This is a genomic window from Agromyces sp. 3263, assembly GCF_031456545.1.
GTDB lineage: Bacteria > Actinomycetota > Actinomycetes > Actinomycetales > Microbacteriaceae > Agromyces.
The window spans coordinates 160,525-177,702 of the sequence record NZ_JAVDUV010000001.1; the positions used below are offsets into that span (position 1 = coordinate 160,525).

The 17,178-nt window shown below is 71.2% G+C and carries 18 protein-coding genes; 2 read left to right on the forward strand and 16 right to left on the reverse strand.

Annotated elements, in window-relative coordinates; translation table 11 throughout:
- Positions 1-34: 34 nt before the first annotated feature.
- The 15 genes from J2X63_RS00790 to J2X63_RS00860 all read right to left on the reverse strand — a co-directional run bounded on the left by J2X63_RS00790 (position 35) and on the right by J2X63_RS00860 (position 13,989).
- Positions 35-220 carry a hypothetical protein gene (locus J2X63_RS00790; RefSeq protein ID WP_309972893.1) on the reverse strand — a complete coding sequence of 62 codons (186 nt, stop codon included), beginning with the start codon at positions 218-220 and terminating at the stop codon, positions 35-37.
- Positions 221-337: 117 nt separating this feature from the next.
- Positions 338-1,468 carry a flavodoxin-dependent (E)-4-hydroxy-3-methylbut-2-enyl-diphosphate synthase gene (gene ispG, locus J2X63_RS00795; protein ID WP_309972895.1) on the reverse strand — a complete coding sequence of 377 codons (1,131 nt, stop codon included), beginning with the start codon at positions 1,466-1,468 and terminating at the stop codon, positions 338-340.
- Between the two features lie 76 nt (positions 1,469-1,544).
- Entirely contained in the window at positions 1,545-2,663 is a 1,119-nt protein-coding gene (locus J2X63_RS00800) for a YihY/virulence factor BrkB family protein (RefSeq protein WP_309972897.1), read from the reverse strand.
- A gap of 186 nt (positions 2,664-2,849) precedes the next feature.
- On the reverse strand, positions 2,850-3,908 hold the full coding sequence (locus J2X63_RS00805) for an alpha/beta hydrolase (protein ID WP_309972899.1): 1,059 nt from the start codon (positions 3,906-3,908) through the stop codon (positions 2,850-2,852).
- Between the two features lie 8 nt (positions 3,909-3,916).
- Positions 3,917-4,561, reverse strand: coding sequence for a CoA transferase subunit B (locus tag J2X63_RS00810; protein ID WP_309972901.1), 645 nt, complete (start codon positions 4,559-4,561; stop codon positions 3,917-3,919).
- 1 nt (position 4,562) lies between these two features.
- Positions 4,563-5,333 (reverse strand): CoA transferase subunit A, encoded by a 771-nt coding sequence (locus J2X63_RS00815; protein ID WP_309972903.1) that lies wholly within the window; start codon positions 5,331-5,333, stop codon positions 4,563-4,565.
- The gene (locus J2X63_RS00820) at positions 5,330-6,229 is read right to left on the reverse strand and encodes an alpha/beta fold hydrolase (RefSeq protein WP_309972904.1); all 900 of its coding nucleotides are present in this window, start codon (positions 6,227-6,229) and stop codon (positions 5,330-5,332) included. Before J2X63_RS00820 ends, J2X63_RS00815 begins: the two co-directional genes overlap by 4 nt.
- Positions 6,226-6,975, reverse strand: a complete 750-nt coding sequence (locus tag J2X63_RS00825; RefSeq protein ID WP_396133137.1) for a 3-hydroxybutyrate dehydrogenase — start codon at positions 6,973-6,975, stop codon at positions 6,226-6,228. Before J2X63_RS00825 ends, J2X63_RS00820 begins: the two co-directional genes overlap by 4 nt.
- Entirely contained in the window at positions 6,969-7,652 is a 684-nt protein-coding gene (locus tag J2X63_RS00830) for a TetR/AcrR family transcriptional regulator (protein ID WP_309972908.1), read from the reverse strand. Before J2X63_RS00830 ends, J2X63_RS00825 begins: the two co-directional genes overlap by 7 nt.
- Positions 7,649-9,217, reverse strand: a complete 1,569-nt coding sequence (locus J2X63_RS00835; RefSeq protein ID WP_309972910.1) for an AMP-binding protein — start codon at positions 9,215-9,217, stop codon at positions 7,649-7,651. Before J2X63_RS00835 ends, J2X63_RS00830 begins: the two co-directional genes overlap by 4 nt.
- The gene (locus J2X63_RS00840) at positions 9,210-10,388 is read right to left on the reverse strand and encodes a branched-chain amino acid ABC transporter permease (protein ID WP_309972912.1); all 1,179 of its coding nucleotides are present in this window, start codon (positions 10,386-10,388) and stop codon (positions 9,210-9,212) included. The genes J2X63_RS00835 and J2X63_RS00840 overlap by 8 nt, the downstream gene beginning before the upstream one ends.
- Positions 10,385-11,260: a branched-chain amino acid ABC transporter permease gene (locus tag J2X63_RS00845; protein ID WP_309972914.1), complete on the reverse strand. Its 876-nt coding sequence runs from the start codon at positions 11,258-11,260 to the stop codon at positions 10,385-10,387. Before J2X63_RS00845 ends, J2X63_RS00840 begins: the two co-directional genes overlap by 4 nt.
- On the reverse strand, positions 11,257-12,012 hold the full coding sequence (locus J2X63_RS00850; RefSeq protein ID WP_309972915.1) for an ATP-binding cassette domain-containing protein: 756 nt from the start codon (positions 12,010-12,012) through the stop codon (positions 11,257-11,259). Before J2X63_RS00850 ends, J2X63_RS00845 begins: the two co-directional genes overlap by 4 nt.
- Complete coding sequence (locus J2X63_RS00855) at positions 12,009-12,764, reverse strand: ABC transporter ATP-binding protein (protein ID WP_309972917.1); 756 nt, start codon at positions 12,762-12,764, stop codon at positions 12,009-12,011. The genes J2X63_RS00850 and J2X63_RS00855 overlap by 4 nt, the downstream gene beginning before the upstream one ends.
- A gap of 22 nt (positions 12,765-12,786) precedes the next feature.
- Positions 12,787-13,989, reverse strand: a complete 1,203-nt coding sequence (locus tag J2X63_RS00860; protein WP_309972919.1) for a substrate-binding domain-containing protein — start codon at positions 13,987-13,989, stop codon at positions 12,787-12,789.
- 126 nt (positions 13,990-14,115) lie between these two features.
- On the opposite strand from J2X63_RS00860, the gene J2X63_RS00865 reads away from it, so the two are divergent.
- Both J2X63_RS00865 and J2X63_RS00870 read left to right on the forward strand, forming a co-directional pair.
- A complete protein-coding gene (locus tag J2X63_RS00865; protein WP_309972921.1) occupies positions 14,116-15,300 on the forward strand; it encodes an acetyl-CoA C-acetyltransferase in 1,185 nt (394 codons plus the stop codon).
- Between the two features lie 92 nt (positions 15,301-15,392).
- A complete protein-coding gene (locus J2X63_RS00870) occupies positions 15,393-16,679 on the forward strand; it encodes a low temperature requirement protein A (protein ID WP_309972923.1) in 1,287 nt (428 codons plus the stop codon).
- Between the two features lie 106 nt (positions 16,680-16,785).
- Here the strand turns inward: J2X63_RS00870 and J2X63_RS00875 are convergent, their stop codons facing one another.
- A complete protein-coding gene (locus J2X63_RS00875; RefSeq protein ID WP_159606764.1) occupies positions 16,786-17,082 on the reverse strand; it encodes an SHOCT domain-containing protein in 297 nt (98 codons plus the stop codon).
- Between the last annotated feature and the right edge of the window lie 96 nt (positions 17,083-17,178).

Below are 17,178 nucleotides of genomic sequence, written 5' to 3' on the forward strand. Positions count from 1 at the left end.
GCCGTTGACGCGACCGGGGCCCCGTCGGGCGCGGTCAGTCGCCGTCGACGTCCTCTTCGTCCTCCATGGCGAACGTCTCGAGGTCGTCGCCCGCCGCTGTCGCGGCGTCGTCTGGACCCTCGACGCCGTCGGCGTCCTCGACGCCCTCGTGCAGCGTGCCCGTCCCGTCGGGATAGCCCGCCTCGTCGGGGTACTCGTACTCCGTGCCGTCTCCGCTCATCGCGGTCCCCTTTCGCGATCGGATGCCGCAGTGGGCACCCGGGTTCGGGCCACGATACCCGGCGCCGACCGGATCGACCACGGGTTGCGATCGTCTGGACGTCCCTCGAACGCCGGGCTACGGCGTCAGGACCTCGGGCGAGCCCACCGGGGCATCCGCGCCCATCTCGTCGGCGATGCGGTTCGCCTCGGCGATGAGCGTCGCGACGATCTCGGACTCGGGCACGGTCTTGATGACCTCGCCCTTCACGAAGATCTGGCCCTTGCCGTTGCCGGATGCCACGCCGAGGTCGGCCTCGCGGGCCTCACCCGGACCGTTCACGACGCAGCCCATGACGGCGACCCGGAGGGGCACGGTCATGCCCTCGAGTCCGTCGGTCACGTCGTTCGCGAGCTTGTAGACGTCCACCTGGGCGCGCCCGCACGACGGGCAGGACACGATCTCGAGCCGGCGCTCGCGGAGGTTCAGCGACTGCAGGATCTGCAGGCCGACTTTGACCTCCTCGACGGGGGGCGCCGACAGCGAGACGCGGATGGTGTCGCCGATGCCCTCGGAAAGGAGGATGCCGAACGCCGTCGCGCTCTTGATGGTGCCCTGGAACGCGGGGCCGGCTTCGGTCACGCCGAGGTGCAGCGGCCAGTCGCCGCGCTCGGCGAGGAGCCGGTAGGCCTTCACCATGACGATGGGGTCGTTGTGCTTGACCGAGATCTTGAAGTCGTGGAAGTCGTGCTCCTCGAAGAGGCTCGCCTCCCACACGGCGCTCTCGACGAGCGCCTCGGGCGTGGCCTTCCCGTACTTCTGCAGCAGGCGGGGGTCGAGCGAGCCCGCGTTGACCCCGATGCGGATCGAGACGTCGGCCGCCTTGGCGCGACGCGCGATCTCGGCGACCTGGTCGTCGAACTTGCGGATGTTGCCCGGGTTGACGCGCACCGCGGCGCATCCTGCGTCGATGGCCGCGTACACGTAGTTCGGCTGGAAGTGGATGTCGGCGATGACCGGGATCTGGCTCTTCTTCGCGATGATCGGCAGCGCCTCGGCGTCGTCGCGGCTCGGCACGGCCACGCGCACGATGTCGCAGCCCGACGCCGTGAGCTCGGCGATCTGCTGCAGCGTCGCGTTGATGTTGGGCGTGGGAGTCGTCGTCATCGACTGCACGCTCACGGGCGCGTCGCCACCGACGAGCACCTTGCCGACCTTGATCTGGCGGGATTTGCGTCGCGGGGCCAGGACCTCAGGGACTTTGGGCATTCCGAGATTCACAGCAGGCACGTGTCGAGTCTACGTCCGGCCCGCCGGGCGCGGTCTCCATCGAACGGATGCTCCCTCAGCTCCGGGCGCGATCGCGGTCGTCCCGCGTCGTTGCGTCACCGTCCCGGTTCCCATCGCCGTCGCCGTCGCCGTCGTGCTCCAGGCGGATCTTCCGGCCGAGCTCGATGTCCTCCTGCTCCTTCTTCTCGGCCTTCTCGCTCTTGCGGGTGTCGCGCGGCGGGAGCTGGATGTCCTCCTCCGCCTCGATGCCCGCCTGCAGCTCACGTCCCCGTTCGAGCTCCGCGTCGAACTCCGCACCGAACAGCAGCGCGCAGTTCGCAAGCCAGAGCCAGAGCAGGAAGACGATGACCCCGCCGAACGACCCGTAGGTGCGGTCGTAGTTCGCGAAGTTGGCCACGTAGAGCGCGAAGCCCGCCGACACGATGACGAGTGCGACGATGGCGATCACCGCGCCGAGGCTGATCCAGCGGAACTTGGGCTGCTTCGCGTTCGGCGTGGCGTAATACAGGATCGCGATGGCGAGGATCACGGCGAGCGCGAGCACCGGCCACTTCGCGATCTCCCAGACGACCTCCACGGCCTGGCCGACGCCGAGCGCGTTCCCGAGTGCATCCGTGACCGGCCCCGAGATGACGAGGGCCACGGCGATGATGACGACGAGCACGAGCGTCACGATGGTCACGAGCAACTGCATGGGCCGGAGCTTCCAGAACGGGCGGCCCTCGTCGATCTCGTAGATCTGGTTCATCGCCCGGCTGAAGGCGCCCACGTATCCGGATGCCGACCAGATGGCGAGCACGAGTCCGGTGACGAAGCCGAGCCCCGCCGCCGGCGATGCGCTGAAGTCCTCGATCGGCTCGCGGATGATGTCGAGCGCGTCGCCCGGAGCGAACTGCTCGACGATGTCGAACAGCCCGTTGATCGCGCGCTGGCCCTGGCCGACGAGCGCGAGCAGCGAGGTCAGCGCCAACAGCCCCGGGAAGAGCGCGAGCACGCCGTAGTAGGTGAGCGACGCCGCGCGGTCGGGGCACTGGTCGTCGACGAACTCGCGGAAGCTCTTGCGGAACACGTACATCCATGAGCGCTTCGTCACGTCGCCAGGTGAGTCGGGCTTGCGGCTGTCGTCGGGCGACGGTGCATCCGACCGCTCCTGGCTGGTCCCCTTCTCGGCCACGATGTCCTCCTCGATCCACGGATGCCACGAGGCGACGTCATGCCGGACGGAAGGGCGCCGACCTCTCCGGGCGTGCTCGGCCCGTGCTTCCAGTGTTCGATGCGGCTCGAAGCGGCGATAGACCCTCCCGCCGCCGAGAACCAGCCGCTATAGTGCGGTCGCTCCTGTGGCGGGCCGCCGCCGGGTTCAGGCGTCGAGGAGCTCGAGCAGCGCCGCGCGGAACTCGGCCGGCTTCTCGAGGTGCGGCGAGTGGCCGCAGTGCTCGAGCTCGAGCTCCCTGACCGCGCCGCCGCCCGCGGCGTAGCGATCGAGCACCGCCCGGGTCTGCGCGAGCATCGGCTGCGCGGGGGCGACGTCGTCGCCGGGCCAGCCCGGGATGATGCCGGCCTTGCCGAGCTGGTTGAGGTCGAAGGCCGACGCGTCGCCGACGATCGCGTCCTGCGCGCCGTGGATCCAGAGGATGGGCGGCTTGGACTCCACTTCGACGATCGCCGAGGTGTCGAAGACGGTGGGCGCCATCGTGTTGAGCACGCCGCGGGTTCCCGGCGCGAAGCCCGGCCACGAGTCGGAGGGTGTCGCATCGCCGGGATAGTGGTCCAGGCCGGTGCGCGTCGACAGCATCGACTCGACCCAGACGTCCTCGTGCTCCGACGCGAAACCGGGCGCGACATAGCTCGAGCGGTACACCGCCCGCGGCGAGCCCTGGTCGTCGGAGCGGTCGCCCGCGGCGAGCCTCGCCACGAAGTCGGGATTCGCGCCGCCGCCGCCCGTGCCCGCGGCATCCGCCGACAGCAGGGCGCCGTCAACGGCGGTGCCGCCGAACCCGTACGGCGACACGGTGGACTGCACCGTGAGACTCGCCACGAGCTCGGGCCGGTCGAGCAACAGCTGCATCGCCACGCCCCCGCCCATGCTCCACCCGACGAGGTGCACGGCGCCGAGGGCGAGCTCGTCGATCACCGACGCGACGTCGTCGGAGAAGTCGCGCACGCCGCGGCTCGCATCGACGGGCAGCGGATCACTGTCGCCGAAGCCGCGCAGGTCGACGGCGATGGCACGGATGCCGCGGGGCAGGTCGAGCATCGTCGGCTGCCAGAACAGCGACGACGACACGTTGCCGTGCACGAACACCACGGTGCGCGCCGCATCGGCCTCGGCATCCGCCTCGCGCTCGAGCACGTTGGCCGTGAGTCGCGGCGTAGTGACCCGTTGCACCCGGATGCCGGGGAAGATCGTCTCGACCATCGCCGCGCTCACTCCGACACGGCGTCGGTGTCGAGCGGCGGCTCGGTGGCGGCGACGACCTCGTCGACGGTGACGCCCGGCGCGCACTCGACGAGCACGAGACCGTCGGAGGTGACGTCGATGACGGCGAGGTCGGTGATGATGCGGTCGACGACGCCCTTGCCCGTGAGGGGCAGGGAGCACTGGTTCACGATCTTCGGCGAGCCGTCCTTCGCGACGTGCTCCATGAGCACGATGCGCCGGCGTGCGCCGTGCACGAGGTCCATCGCGCCGCCGGGGCCCTTCACCATCTTGCCGGGGATCATCCAGTTCGCGAGGTCGCCCGTGGCCGACACCTGCATGGCTCCCAGGATGGCCGCGTCGATCTTGCCGCCGCGGATCATGCCGAAGCTCGTGGCGGAGTCGAAGTAGGCGGCGCCCGGGAGCACCGTGACGGTCTCCTTGCCGGCGTTGATGAGGTCGGGGTCGACCTCGTCGTCGGTCGGGTACGGCCCGACGCCGAGGATCCCGTTCTCCGACTGCAGCAGGATGGTCACGCCCTCGGGCACGTAGTTCGGCACGAGGGTGGGAAGCCCGATGCCGAGGTTCACGTAGGAGCCGTCGCCGAGCTCCCGGGCGGCCCGGGCGGCCATCTCGAATCGCGTCAGCGCCATCTCAGTTCTCCCTCACGGTGCGCCGCTCGATGCGCTTCTCGATGTCGGTGCCGACCACGATCATGCGGTCGACGTAGATGCCGGGCAGGTGCACGGCATCGGGGTCGAGGTCGCCGGGCTCGAGGAGCTCCTCGACCTGCGCGATGCAGACGCGCCCGGCCATCGCGGCGAGGGGCGAGAAGTTGCGCGCCGACTTGTCGAACACGAGGTTCCCGAAGCGGTCGCCCTTCAGGGCGTGCACGAGGGCGAAGTCGGTCGTGATCGCCTCTTCGAGCACGAACTCACGGGGCTCACCTGCGAACTCGAACGTCTGCACCGGCTTCGGCGGGCTCGCGATCGCGATCGACCCGTCGGACTCGTAGCGCCGCGGCAGCCCGCCCTCGGCGACCTGCGTGCCGACCCCCGTCTGCGTGAAGAACGCCGCGATGCCGCTGCCGCCCGCACGGAGCTTCTCCGCGAGGGTGCCCTGCGGCGTCAGCTCGAGTTCGAGCTCGCCCGAGAGGTACTGGCGCTCGAACTCCTTGTTCTCCCCGACGTACGACGAGGTCATCTTGGCGATCCGCTGCTTCGCGAGCAGCACGCCGAGCCCCCAGTCGTCGACGCCGCAGTTGTTCGAGACGACCGAGAGCCGGTCGACGCCCGCATCGAGCAGCGCCTGGATCAGCACCATCGGGATGCCGCAGAGGCCGAACCCGCCGACGGCGAGGCTGGCTCCTGATGGGATGTCGGCGACCGCCTCTTGAGCGGACCCGACGACTTTGTCGAGTGTCACGATGCACCTTCCTGTGTGTCCGTCGCCTCGATGCGGGCGCGGATGACGGGGATCACGCTACCCGCACCCGCCTCCGACATGACGATGGTGTAGTGGTTGACGTCGGCGACGTCATGGACGACGAGCTGGTGCATCCGCTCAGCCCACTCGGCGACGATGGAGTCGGGATAGAGCGGCGCCGCGTCGAGCAGGCCGCGGGGGGCGCGGAAGAAGTCGACCGGGCCCGGAGCCGCCAGGAGCGCCTGGCCGTAGCCCGCGGAGCCGTCGAGCTCGATCGCGTTCACGGCGACCGCGTCGGCGCTCGCCGAGCTGCGCAGCGACGGCTCCTCGCCGACGATGTCGTAGTCGACGTACGCCTCGATCGCGCTGTTCCAGTACGGGCCGAGGGCCGGATGCCGCCGCCAGAAGTCCACGTAGGCGCCACGACTCGGGAAGGTCATGGAGAGCCGCTCGAGCGCGGGACCGAGCAGCACCGCCGGAAGGTCGTCGGGCGCGATGCCGTCGGGATTGGGCACCGGGAGTCCGCCGTCGATGAGGGCCAGCCCGGCGACGCGGTCGGGATGGCGTTCGGCGAATCGCACCGACACGAAGGCGCCCATCGAGTGGCCCACCACGAAGACCCGCTCGATTCCCTGCGCATCGAGCACCGCCGCGAGGTCGTCGGCGTGCTGCACGAGCCCGTACGGCGCCGGGAGGGCGTTGCTGCGGCCGCGTCCGCGGAGGTCGGGTGCGATCACGCGACGGTCGGGCAGCGCCGCCGCGAAGAGGTCCCAGTTGCGGTGCGTGGCCGTGATGCCGTGCACCGCGAGCACGGGTGTGCCCGGGGCATCCGGCCGCCACTGGCCACCGGCCAGCGAACCGCCGGCGACGGGCGCAGCGAATGCGGTGTCGCTCATCGTGCGCTCCATCCGCCGTCCATCGTGTAGCTCGCACCCGTGACCATCCCGGCGTCGGGGCCGGCGAGCCACAGGGCGAGGCTCGCGACCTCGGACGGTTCGACGAGGCGCTTGATCGCCGACTCGGTGAGCATGATCTTCGGCACGACCTCCTCCTCTGAGATGCCATGCAGGCGCGCCTGGTCGGCGATCTGCTTCTCGACGAGGGGCGTGCGCACGTAGGCGGGGTCGATGCAGTTCGACGTCACCCCGTGCGGGCCGCCCTCGAGCGCGGTGACCTTCGACAGGCCCTCGAGGCCGTGCTTGGCGGCGACGTAGGCCGACTTGAACGCCGACGCGCGCAACCCGTGCACGCTCGAGATGTTGATGATCCGACCGAAGCCGCGCTCGTACATGCCAGGCAGGGCGGCGCGGATGAGCAGGAACGGCGACTCGAGCATGAGCCGCAGGATGAGCGAGAACCGCTCGGGCTCGAACTCCTCGATCGGACGCACGTGCTGGATTCCCGCGTTGTTCACGAGGATGTCGGCCTCGAGCGAGACGTCGGCGAGCGCGGCGGTGTCGCCGAGGTCGACCTGCCAGGCCTCCCCGCCCAGTTCGTCGGCGACCCGCTCGGCGGCCTCGCCGTTCAGGTCGGCGATCACGACGCGCGCTCCGGCCGCCGCGAACGCGCGCGCGCACGCCTCGCCGATGCCGCTCGCGCCACCGGTCACGACGGCGCGCCGCCCGTTGAGATCGGTCACGATTCCTCCTTGTCGGGCGCGTCCTCGCGCCGGTCTCCTGCGAGCTCGGGGCGGCCGAGGGCTCCCCCGATGAAGCGCATCATCTCGTCGAGCACGTGCTGGGGCACCTCGCGGGTGCCGCTCGCGGTGGGGTCGGCGTCGTCGCCGGGCGCCGCGTCGCCATCGCCCCAGAGCACCCAGCGCATGCCGATCATCTCGCCGATGCCCATGAGCGCCCAGGCCGCCACCGTGGGGTCGATGTCGCCGATCTCGCCGTCCTCGGCGGCGTCGCGGAGCCCGTCGATGTAGCCCTCGACGATGCGCGTGTAGTGCAGCCGCAGCGCGTCGGGCGAGACGAGCTCGGCCTCGCGCACGACGCGGTAGAGCGCCGGATGCTCCGCGGTGAACCGGAAGAACGCGGCGAAGCCGGCCCGCTCGGCCTCGAGCCGGGTCGATGCGCCCCGAGAGCCCTCGCTCATGGCCTGGCGGACACGACGGTTCAGGTCTTCCACGAGCTCGTTGAAGATGTCGAGCTTCGTGTCGAAGTAGAGGTAGAAGGTGCCCTGGCCGACGCCGGCGCGATCGGTGATGCGCGAGACGGATGCCTCGTGATAGCCGTGCTCGGCGAACACCCGCTCGGCGGCGGCGAGCAGCCTGCCGCGCGTCTCGACGCCGCGCGCGGTACGCGGTGCGGCGCTCATCGCGCCTCCTCCGACGCGACGGATGCCACGGTCGCGATGGCGGTCCGCTCGGCGAGGAGGCGGCGCAGCACCTTGCCCGCGGTGGACCGAGGGAGCTCGTCGACGAAGTGCACCTCGCGCGGCACCTTGTAGCGGGCGAGGGAGGCGGAGGCGAACTCGACCAGCTCCGCGGCATCCGTCGCCCGGCCACGGTGCGCGACGACCCAGGCCGCGCCCGCTTCGCCCCACCGCTCGTCGGGTACGCCCACCACGGCGACGTCGGCGACGGCCGGATGCCCCATGAGGACGGCCTCGACCTCCGCGGGGGCGACGCCCTCGCCGCCCGAGATGTAGATGTCCTTGATGCGATCGACGATCGTGAAGAACCCGTCGGCGTCGCGGCGCACGAGATCGCCGGTGCGCAGCCATCCGTCGACCAGGGTCGCCAGCGTCGCAGCGGGGTCGCGGAAGTACCCCGCGAACACCGACGGCCCCTGCACGAGCAGCTCGCCCTCGGCTGCGCCGTCGAGGTGCTCGCCCGTCGCGGGATCGGCGACGGCCACGTCGACGTGCGGGTAGGGCTTGCCGGCCGACCCGGCGCGCACGCGCGCGTCCTCGTCGGGGAGGCACAGCACGTTCGGCGACGCCTCGGTCAGCCCGTAGCCCTGGGTGAGCGCCACCCCGCGGGCATGCCAGGTGCGCAGCAGCGCGGGCGGCATGGGGGCGCCGCCCACGATCGCGTGCGCGAGGCTCGACAGGTCGGTGCCCGCGAAGTCGGGGTGCTGCGCCAGGAACAGGTAGTTGGCGGGCACGCCCATCATGGTCGTGATGCCGCGCTCCTGGATCAGGTGCAGCACCCGGCCGGGATCGAAGGTGCGCTCGAGCACGACCGTGGCGCCCGTCCACCAGGCCAGCAGCGGCTGGATGTTCCACCCGCCGACGTGGTACTGCGGGAGCACCGCGAGCACGGTGTCGCCCGCGCCGATCTCGGCGATGCGCGAGAGCGAGAGGTTCGTGAAGAAGCAGTTGCGATGCGTGAGCACGGCACCCTTGGGAGTGGCGGTCGTGCCCGAGGTGAAGATGATGAGCAGCGCGTCGTCGTCGGCGACGTCGCCACGCGTTCCGGATGCCGCGCGGCGGGCGTCGGCGGCCGGAGGCGGGCAATCCGCCTCGACGCCATGCGCCCCGAGCGGCGCGTTGGGGATGCGCTGCGGCAGGCGTGCCAGCGTCGCCCGGGCGAGTGACTCGAACTCGCTCTCGAGGAGGAGCAGCGCCGGGTCGGCGATCTCGAGCTGTTCGGCGAGCTCGCGCGGGGCGAGCCGCCACGACAGCGGCACGAGCACGAGCCCGGCCTTGGCGCAGGCGAAGAACAGCACGACGTGGTCGGCGCTGTTGCCGGTGATGGTCGCGATGCGGTCGCCGATCGCGTAGCCGGTCGCTCGGAACGCCTCCGCGAGCCGTTCCGAGCGGGCGTCGAGCTCGCGATACGTCACGACCACTCCGCGGTCGTCGATCGCGATGCGCTCAGGGGTGGCGCGGGCACGGTCGCGCGTCCAGCGTCCGAGCGTGTTCAGGCCGTCAGGCATCCGCGGCCTCCTCCGTCTCGACCGGATGCTGCTTCCGGCCAGTGCTGATGCGCTGCGGGATTCCCGCGATCCCCCCGGGAAGGAACAGCACCACGAGGATGAACAGCGTGCCCAGGATGAACAGCGGCTCGGACAGCGGCACCCGGAGCACGGCGGGCAGTCCGGCGATGACGTCGGAGCCCGCGAGCGCCGTGAGCCGCTGATCGAGCAGTGTGTAGACGATACCGCCCACGATCGCGCCCCAGCGATAGCCCACTCCCCCGAGCACCACGATGACGAGGAGCGTGAGCGTGAAGTCCGCCGTGGCGATGCGCGGCGATGCGCCCGACTGCAGCAGGAGGTAGCCCATGCCGGCGATCGCGGCGAGCACCGACGCGACGACGAAGACGAGCAGCTTCACGGTGTAGGGCTGCAGGCCGATGACGCGCACCCGAAGTTCGTTCTCCCGAATGGCCTCGGCCACGCGCCCGGCGCGGCTGCGCTCGACCCACAGCACGACGAGGTACACGAAGACGAGCACGCCGAGTGCGAGCCAGTAGAGGTTCCGGGTGTTCACCACGCCCACGAGCGCGTCGGGCACGTGCTCGATGTCGAGCGAGAGCCCCTCGTCGCCGCCGGTCGCGCCGCCCGGGTTGCGCCGGATGAGCACCGACCCGGCCTGCGCGAACGCGAGCGTGACCATCGCGAACGAGATGCCGGTGACCCGCAGCGCGAGCGAGCCGACGGTCGCGGCCAGCACGATGCCGAGCACGAGGGTGACCGCGATCGAGCCGACGAAGATGAGCTCGCTCGGCCACCCGACCGGCGCGAACGCGTCGAGCGTCATGCCGAGCCCGTAAGCGCCCGCGGCGAAGAACAGCGCGTGGCCGAACGAGAGCAGGCCGGCGAGCCCGAACATCATGCGGTAGCTCAGGGCGAGCGCCGCGATGAGCATCGCGTAGGCGAGGAGCTGCAGGGTCCCCGGCGTGTAGGTCGGGCCGGGCAGCACGCCCGGGAGGTCGAGGGCGAGCAGGGGCAGGATGGCGAGGACGACGACGAGGGCGACGCCCCCGCCGATTAGGAGCAGCGTGCGACGGCCGGATGCCACGGCCGAGCGCTCGCCCGAGTCGGCCCGCGCTGCGGGGTCGAGTTCGCGCGTCGGCGACGCGGCATCCGTTCTCTGCGGGTTCATGCGACCTTCCCCATGAGTCCACGCGGGCGCACGAGCAGCACCGCGGCGAGCGCGATCACCACGACGAGGTCGCCGGTGCCGCCCCAGTAGAAGTTGGCGAACTGCTGCAGCACGGCAACGAGCACCGACGCGATCGCAGCGCCGGTGAGCGACCCCAGCCCACCGATCACCGTGACGATGAAGGCGAAGATGAGCAGCACCGAGCCGAGGTGCGCCGACACGTAGCCGTAGTAGACGGAGGCGAGCACGCCCCCGAGCCCCGCTGCCGCCCCGCCGATCGCGAAGACGATCGTGAACGACCGACGGACGTCGATGCCGAGCGCGGTGACCATCGACCGGTTCTCGACGCCGGCGCGGATGATGAGCCCGTACCGGGTGCGCTGGAGGAACAGCACGATGCCGGCGAGCACGAGCGCGGCGCAGGCGATGAGCAGGAACCGGTCGTTCGGGATCTTCGCCCCGAGGATCTCGGTGGTCTGGCCGAGCCACTCGGGCTTCTGCGTGTAGATCGGGTCGGTCCCCCAGATGCCCTCGAAGAGGGCCACGCTCGCGAGCGCGAGGCCGACGGTGACGAGCGCCTGCTCGATGTGCCGTTCGTAGAGCCGGCGGATGAGGAGGTACTCCGTCGCCGCGGCCACCACCGCGCCCACGACCATTCCGACGAGGGCCGAGACGGCCAGGCCCGCCCAGGTGCCGTCGGAGACGCGGCGCCCGACCTCCCAGCCGAGGAACGCCGAGATCGTGAGGAACGAGCCGTGCGCGAAGTTCAGCACGCCCATGAGCCCGTAGATGAGCGACAGGCCGCTCGCGACGAGGAAGTACAGGGCGCCGAGGCCGAGCCCGGTGATGAGGAGCAGCAGCAGCGTGCTCATCGTGCCCCTCCCTTCGAGGCGTCGCGTTCATGTGGGGCATCCCTGCCGTCTGCGGCGTCGTGGACGCCCAGGTAGCGCTGGATCCGATCCTCGTCATCGAGCAGGTCGGATGCCGCGCCGGTGAAGACCACCCGGCCGCCCGAGAGCACGACGACGCGCTCGGCGAGCCTGCGCACCACCTGCAGGTTCTGCTCGACGAGGAGGATCGGCACGGTGGTCGCCGCCTCGGCGAGCGCCGCCGCCACCTCGTCGACGATGCGGGGCGCGAGCCCCTTCGTCGGCTCGTCGACGAGGAGCAGCCGGTTCTCGTTCACGAGTGCGCGGGCGAGCGACACCATCTGCTGCTGTCCTCCCGAGAGCGTGCCCGCACGTTGCGCCCGCCGTTCCACGAGGTCGGGGAAGAGTCGGTCGACGAGGTCTCGCCGCGGCCGGTCGTCGCGCTCGGCGAGGCGGAGGTTCTCCGCCACGGTCAGGCCGCCGAAGACCTCGCGGTCCTCGGGCACGTAGCCGACGCCGCGCTGCACGATGCGATGGGTGGGCAGCCGGTCGACGCGGGTGCCTGCGAGGCGCACCTCCCCCGTGCGTTCGATGAGGCCGAGGATCGACTTGATCGTCGAGGTCTTGCCGACCCCGTTGCGTCCCAGGAGCGCGGTGACCCCGAGCGCCGGAACCTCGAAGGAGACGTCCTCGACGACCTGCTGGCCGGCGATGCGGCCGCTCAGCCGGTCGACGACGAGGATGGGCTCGCTCACACCGACTCCCCCAGGTAGGCGGACTGCACGGTCGGGTTCGCCATGACGGCCTCCGGAGTGTCGACGGCGAGGAGCTCGCCGTGGTGCATGACCGCGACGCGGTCGACGAGGCCGAGCACGACCTCCATGTGGTGCTCGACCATGAGCACGGTGCGCCCGCCGCGGTGGAGGCCCCGGATGACCTCGGTGATCGCGGGCACGTCGCCCGACGCGACCCCGGCCATCGGCTCGTCGAGCAGGACCACCTTCGGATCCATGGCGATGAGCATGGCGATCTCGACCTTGCGCTTCTCGCCGTGGGCGAGCCCTGCGGCATCGGCGTCGGCGCGATCGGCGAGGCCCACCTCGGCGAGCGCGTCGAGCGCGGTGCGGGTCGCGGCATCCGTGCGCCGCGGGGTGCGGAACACGGATGCCGCGCGGCCGGCGTGCGCCTGGGCCGCCAGCCGAACGTTCTCGAGCACGCTGAGCGCCGGGAACAGGCTCGACGTCTGGAACGTGCGCCCGAGGCCCGCCGTGGCCCGCCGGTGGATCGGCTGCCGCGTGACGTCCTGGCCGTCGAGGAGGACGGCGCCCTCGGTGGGTCGCACCACTCCCGAGATCACGTTGAAGAGCGTCGTCTTCCCCGCGCCGTTCGGGCCGATCACCCCGAGCATCTCGCCCGCGACGACCTCGAGCGACACGTCGTGGAGGATGCGCGCCCCGCCGATGCGGAGGCCGACGTGCTCGAGCGCGAGCATCGGGTGGTCGGTCATGGCTGCCTTCGGTTCCGTTCGGTCACTTGCCGGCGACGGGCGGCGCGACGGTCTCGGCGTCGATGGTGTCGACGAGCTCGGGCACCCAGGTCGCACCGTCCTGCACGAGGCTGGCCTGGTACATCGGCTGGATCATGGCGTGGTCCTCGTCTCGCACGGTGATCTCGCCCTTGACCGAGTCGAAGGACCAGCCCTCGAGCGCGTCGATCATGCCGTCGACGGTGTCGCCGCCCTCGCGCACGGCCTGCACGATCATCTGCGCGGCGACGAAGCCGTCGGGCGAGAAGAGGTCGGGCGTCTCGCCGTTCGCCTCGAGGTACTCGATCATCGCGGCCTCGGCGTCGGTGCCGGCCGCACCGCCGAAGTAGTGGTTGAGGAACGAGATGTCGTCGGATGCGTCGCCGTACGCGCCGTACGTCGCCGCGTCGCCGAGACCCGTGACCACCGGTGCCGCGTCGAAGACGCCCTGCTGCGCGAGCGCCGTCCACATGGCGCCCGAGGAGGCGCCGGCCCAGGCGACGAAGACGAGGTCGGGCGACGCGGCGAGCAACTGCTGCGCGAAGGGCGTGAACTCGGTGGCGTCCTCGGCGACGAGCACGCCCTCGACGTTCGCGCCCTGGCCGCCGAGCACGGCCTGCACCGCGGCGAGGTTGCCCTGGCCGAACGCGTTGTCCTGGGCGAAGACGACGACCTTCTTGCCGTCGGGGTCGCCGATGAACGTGCCCGCGGTGGCGACGTCCTGGTAGGTCTGCCGGCCGGACCGGAACGTGTAGTCGTTCACCCCGGTGATCGCATCGGCCGCAGCGGGGCCCGAGATATAGAGGATCTTGTTCTGCTCCGCCTGCTCGGCGAGCGCCGTCGCGATGCCCGACGCGGCGGTGCCCGCGAGGATCTGGTAGCCCTGGCCGATGAAGTCCTTGGCCTTGGAGACGGCGGTGTCGGGGTTGCCCTGGTCGTCGGCCCACTCGATGTCGAGCTCACGGCCGTCGACGGCGCCGGTGCCGTCGGTGGCGTAATCGAGCCCGGCCTCGAAGCCTGCGGTGTAGGCCGCGCCGTAGGCCGCGAGCGGACCGGTCTGGCTCGTGAGCATGGCGACCTTGACCGGAGCGCCGGCGTCGGTCGCCCCGGCATCGCCGCCCGTGGCCGTGGTCGGGGCGCACCCGACGAGCGCAATGGACGCGGCGGCGATGACGGCCGTCGCGAGGTACTTCTTCGTAACCCGCATGTGAGTGCCTCTCAACAGTGAATGGCTGGATGTCTGGAGCGAACCTGACAGGTGGTTCAGGTCTCAGGAAAGTACAATAGGGTCGAACACGCAACGCTCGCAACCCGAACGAAGGAGTCCCGGAACATGAGCAACCCCGACGTCGTCATCATCGCGGGGGCACGCACGCCGTTCGCCCGCATCAACGGCAACCTCGCGGGCCAGACGGCGGTGCAGCTCGGCACGGCCGCCATCCGCGGCGCCCTCGAGCGCGCCGGCGTCTCCCCCGACGACGTCGACGCCGTGATCATGGGCCAGGTCCTCCAGGCCGGCGCCGGCCAGAACCCGGCGAAGCAGTCCGCCGTCGCGGCCGGCATCCCGTGGCGGGTGCCCGCGACCACGATCAACAAGGTCTGCCTGTCGGGCCTCGTCGCCATCACGGATGCCGCGCGCATGATCCGCCTCGGCGAGGCATCCGTCATCGTGGCCGGCGGCCAGGAGTCGATGACCAAGGCGCCGTTGCTCGTGCCGGGCTCCCGCAAGGGCTGGGCCTACGGCAGCGTCGAGATGCTCGACCACGCCGCCTACGACGGCCTCACCGACGCGTTCGACCAGGAGTCGATGGGCGCGTCGACCGAGCGCTTCAACGCCCGCTACGGCCTCACCCGCGAGGAGCAGGACGAGATCGCCGCCGCCTCCCACGCGCGTGCCGGCCGCGCGCAGGCGGACGGCGTGTTCGACGACGAGATCGTGTCGGTCGAGGTGCCGCAGCGCAAGGGCGACCCGGTCGTCGTCGCCGCCGACGAGGGCGTGCGCCCCGACTCGACCGCCGAGGTGCTCGGCCGCCTTCGTCCGGCATTCGCCGAGGGCGGCGCCATCACGGCCGGCAACTCCTCACCCCTGTCCGACGGCGCGGCGGCGGTCGTGGTCGCCAGTCGCGAGTGGGCCGAGTCGCGAGGACTGCCCTGGCTGGCCCTCATCGGCGCCTCGGGCCAGGTCGCCGGACCCGACAACTCGCTGCACTCGCAGCCGTCGAACGCGATCGCGGCCGCCCTCGAGCGGGAGGGCGCCGCGGCATCCGACCTCGACCTCGTCGAGATCAACGAGGCGTTCGCCGCGGTCTCGCTCCAGTCCATGCGCGACCTCGACCTCTCGGCCGACGTCGTCAACGTGCACGGCGGCGCCATCGCGCTCGGCCACCCCATTGGCGCATCCGGCGCGCGGCTCGCGCTGCACGCCGCGCTCGAGCTGTCGCGCCGCGGAAGCGGCCGCGCCGCGGTCGCGCTCTGCGGCGGCGGCGGACAGGGCGAGGCGCTCCTGCTCTCGCGCTGACCCAGCAGATCTGGCGCGCGCTGCGGCACCCTCGGCGCCTGTGGCAGCATGATGCGACGGGCGCCGCCGGTGCGCCCCGAGAGGGCCCCACCATGAGCGATCAGCAGACGCAGGACGCAGGCACCGCGGCATCCGCCCGGCCGCCGCTCGACCACCGCCTGCGCCGCATGGTCGGCCGCGATCCCAACGAGGCCCACCGCGCCTCCACGCCGCTCGAGCTGCTCTTCGACCTCACGTTCGTCGTCGCGTTCAGCCAGGCGGGGGCGCAGACCGCGCACCTGCTCGAGGTCGGCCACTGGATGCCGGCCATCGTCGGCTTCCTGTTCGCCGTCTTCGCGATCTGGTGGGCGTGGATCAACTACTCGTGGCTCGCGTCGGCGTACGACAACGACGACGTCTTCTTCCGCGTGGCGACCATGGTGGAGATGCTCGGCGTGCTGATCCTCGCGCTGGGCCTCCCCGACCTCTTCCACTCGCTCGACGAGGGCGAGCACGTCGACAACGGCGTGGTCGTCGCCGGCTACGTCGTCATGCGCGTCGCCACCATCGCCCTCTGGCTGCGCGCCGCGAAGCACGACGGCACCCGCCGCCGCACGGCGCTCACCTACGCCGTCTTCGTCTCGCTCGCGCAGCTCGGCTGGATCGTCGTCATCTTCGTCAACCTGCCGCTCGCCCCGACGCTCGCGATCACGGCGGCGCTCATCGCCCTCGAACTCGTCGGGCCGTACGTCGCCGAGCACGGACGCGAGGGCGGCACGCCCTGGCACGCGCACCACATCGCCGAGCGCTACGGGCTGCTCGTCATCATCACGCTCGGCGAGATCATCCTCGGCACGATCCTCGCGATCTCGGCCGTGATCGACGAGCAGGACTGGTCGGTCGAGGCCGTCACCGTGGCCTTCGGCGGCACGGCGCTCGCGTTCGGGCTCTGGTGGGTGTACTTCACCATGCCGTCGGGCAAGGTGCTGCAGCGCTACCGCGAACGCGGGTTCGTGTGGGGCTACCTCCACTACTTCATCTTCATCGCGCTGGCCGGCGCGGGGGCGGGCCTGCACGTGGCCGCCTACGAGATCGAGGGCGTCGCCCACATCGGCCTCGTGCCGGCGCTGCTCACCGTGGTCGTGCCCGTGGGTGTCTTCATGGTCGCGCTGTTCACCATCTACTCGCTGCTGCTGCGGCAGTTCGACCCGTTCCACATCTGGCTCTTCGTCGGCAGCCTGCTGGTGCTCGTCGCCGCCGTCGCCGCCGTGGCCGCCGGAGCGACCTTCGGCGTCGGCATCCTCATCACGGCGGCTGCGCCGTTCGTCGTCGTGGTCGGCTACGAGACGGTCGGCCACCGGCACCAGGCGGCCGCGCTGCGTCGCGCGCTCGGGGACTGACCGCCGGCCCGAGCCGGATGCACGCGGGTCACGACACGTCGTGGCATCCGGGCATGCGACGAGGGGCGGATGCCGCGGCATCCGCCCCTCGCGTGTCGATCGGGCGCTAGGCGTTCGGTCGATTCGCGCGGAGCACCTCGAGGCGCGCCCGGTACTCGACCTCGTCGATGTCGCCCTTGGCGAAGCGTTCGGCGAGCGTCGACTCGGCGCTGCCGCCGCGCGCCCACGGCGGACCGTAGGAGCCGTCGGCCCATGCACGGCGTCGGCCGCGGGTCACGAGGAAGATGATCAGTCCGATCACGAGGAACCAGAAGATCGGGATGAGGAAGAAGACCCATCCGAACCCGGCCGCCCAGGGGCCGGCGTGGGTGACGACCGCGGTCGTCGCGAGGGTGGCGAGCATGATGTGTTCCCTTGGTTCGCGCGGCCCGGGAGTGGACCGTCGAACCCATGCTCGCCGGGTCGCGGCATCCGCGAATCCCACCGGTGGAGACACCTG

Excerpts from the sequence above, each read along its gene's own strand:
- J2X63_RS00790 (WP_309972893.1), bottom strand. The coding sequence starts at position 220 with ATGAGCGGAGACGGCACGGAGTACGAGTACCCCGACGAGGCGGGCTAT.
- ispG (WP_309972895.1), bottom strand. The coding sequence starts at position 1,468 with ATGCCCAAAGTCCCTGAGGTCCTGGCCCCGCGACGCAAATCCCGCCAG.
- J2X63_RS00805 (WP_309972899.1), bottom strand. The coding sequence starts at position 3,908 with ATGGTCGAGACGATCTTCCCCGGCATCCGGGTGCAACGGGTCACTACG.
- J2X63_RS00810 (WP_309972901.1), bottom strand. The coding sequence starts at position 4,561 with ATGGCGCTGACGCGATTCGAGATGGCCGCCCGGGCCGCCCGGGAGCTC.
- J2X63_RS00820 (WP_309972904.1), bottom strand. The coding sequence starts at position 6,229 with ATGAGCGACACCGCATTCGCTGCGCCCGTCGCCGGCGGTTCGCTGGCC.
- J2X63_RS00830 (WP_309972908.1), bottom strand. The coding sequence starts at position 7,652 with ATGAGCGCCGCACCGCGTACCGCGCGCGGCGTCGAGACGCGCGGCAGG.
- J2X63_RS00835 (WP_309972910.1), bottom strand. The coding sequence starts at position 9,217 with ATGCCTGACGGCCTGAACACGCTCGGACGCTGGACGCGCGACCGTGCC.
- J2X63_RS00840 (WP_309972912.1), bottom strand. The coding sequence starts at position 10,388 with ATGAACCCGCAGAGAACGGATGCCGCGTCGCCGACGCGCGAACTCGAC.
- J2X63_RS00845 (WP_309972914.1), bottom strand. The coding sequence starts at position 11,260 with ATGAGCACGCTGCTGCTGCTCCTCATCACCGGGCTCGGCCTCGGCGCC.
- J2X63_RS00855 (WP_309972917.1), bottom strand. The coding sequence starts at position 12,764 with ATGACCGACCACCCGATGCTCGCGCTCGAGCACGTCGGCCTCCGCATC.
- J2X63_RS00860 (WP_309972919.1), bottom strand. The coding sequence starts at position 13,989 with ATGCGGGTTACGAAGAAGTACCTCGCGACGGCCGTCATCGCCGCCGCG.
- J2X63_RS00865 (WP_309972921.1), top strand. The coding sequence starts at position 14,116 with ATGAGCAACCCCGACGTCGTCATCATCGCGGGGGCACGCACGCCGTTC.
- J2X63_RS00870 (WP_309972923.1), top strand. The coding sequence starts at position 15,393 with ATGAGCGATCAGCAGACGCAGGACGCAGGCACCGCGGCATCCGCCCGG.
- J2X63_RS00875 (WP_159606764.1), bottom strand. The coding sequence starts at position 17,082 with ATGCTCGCCACCCTCGCGACGACCGCGGTCGTCACCCACGCCGGCCCC.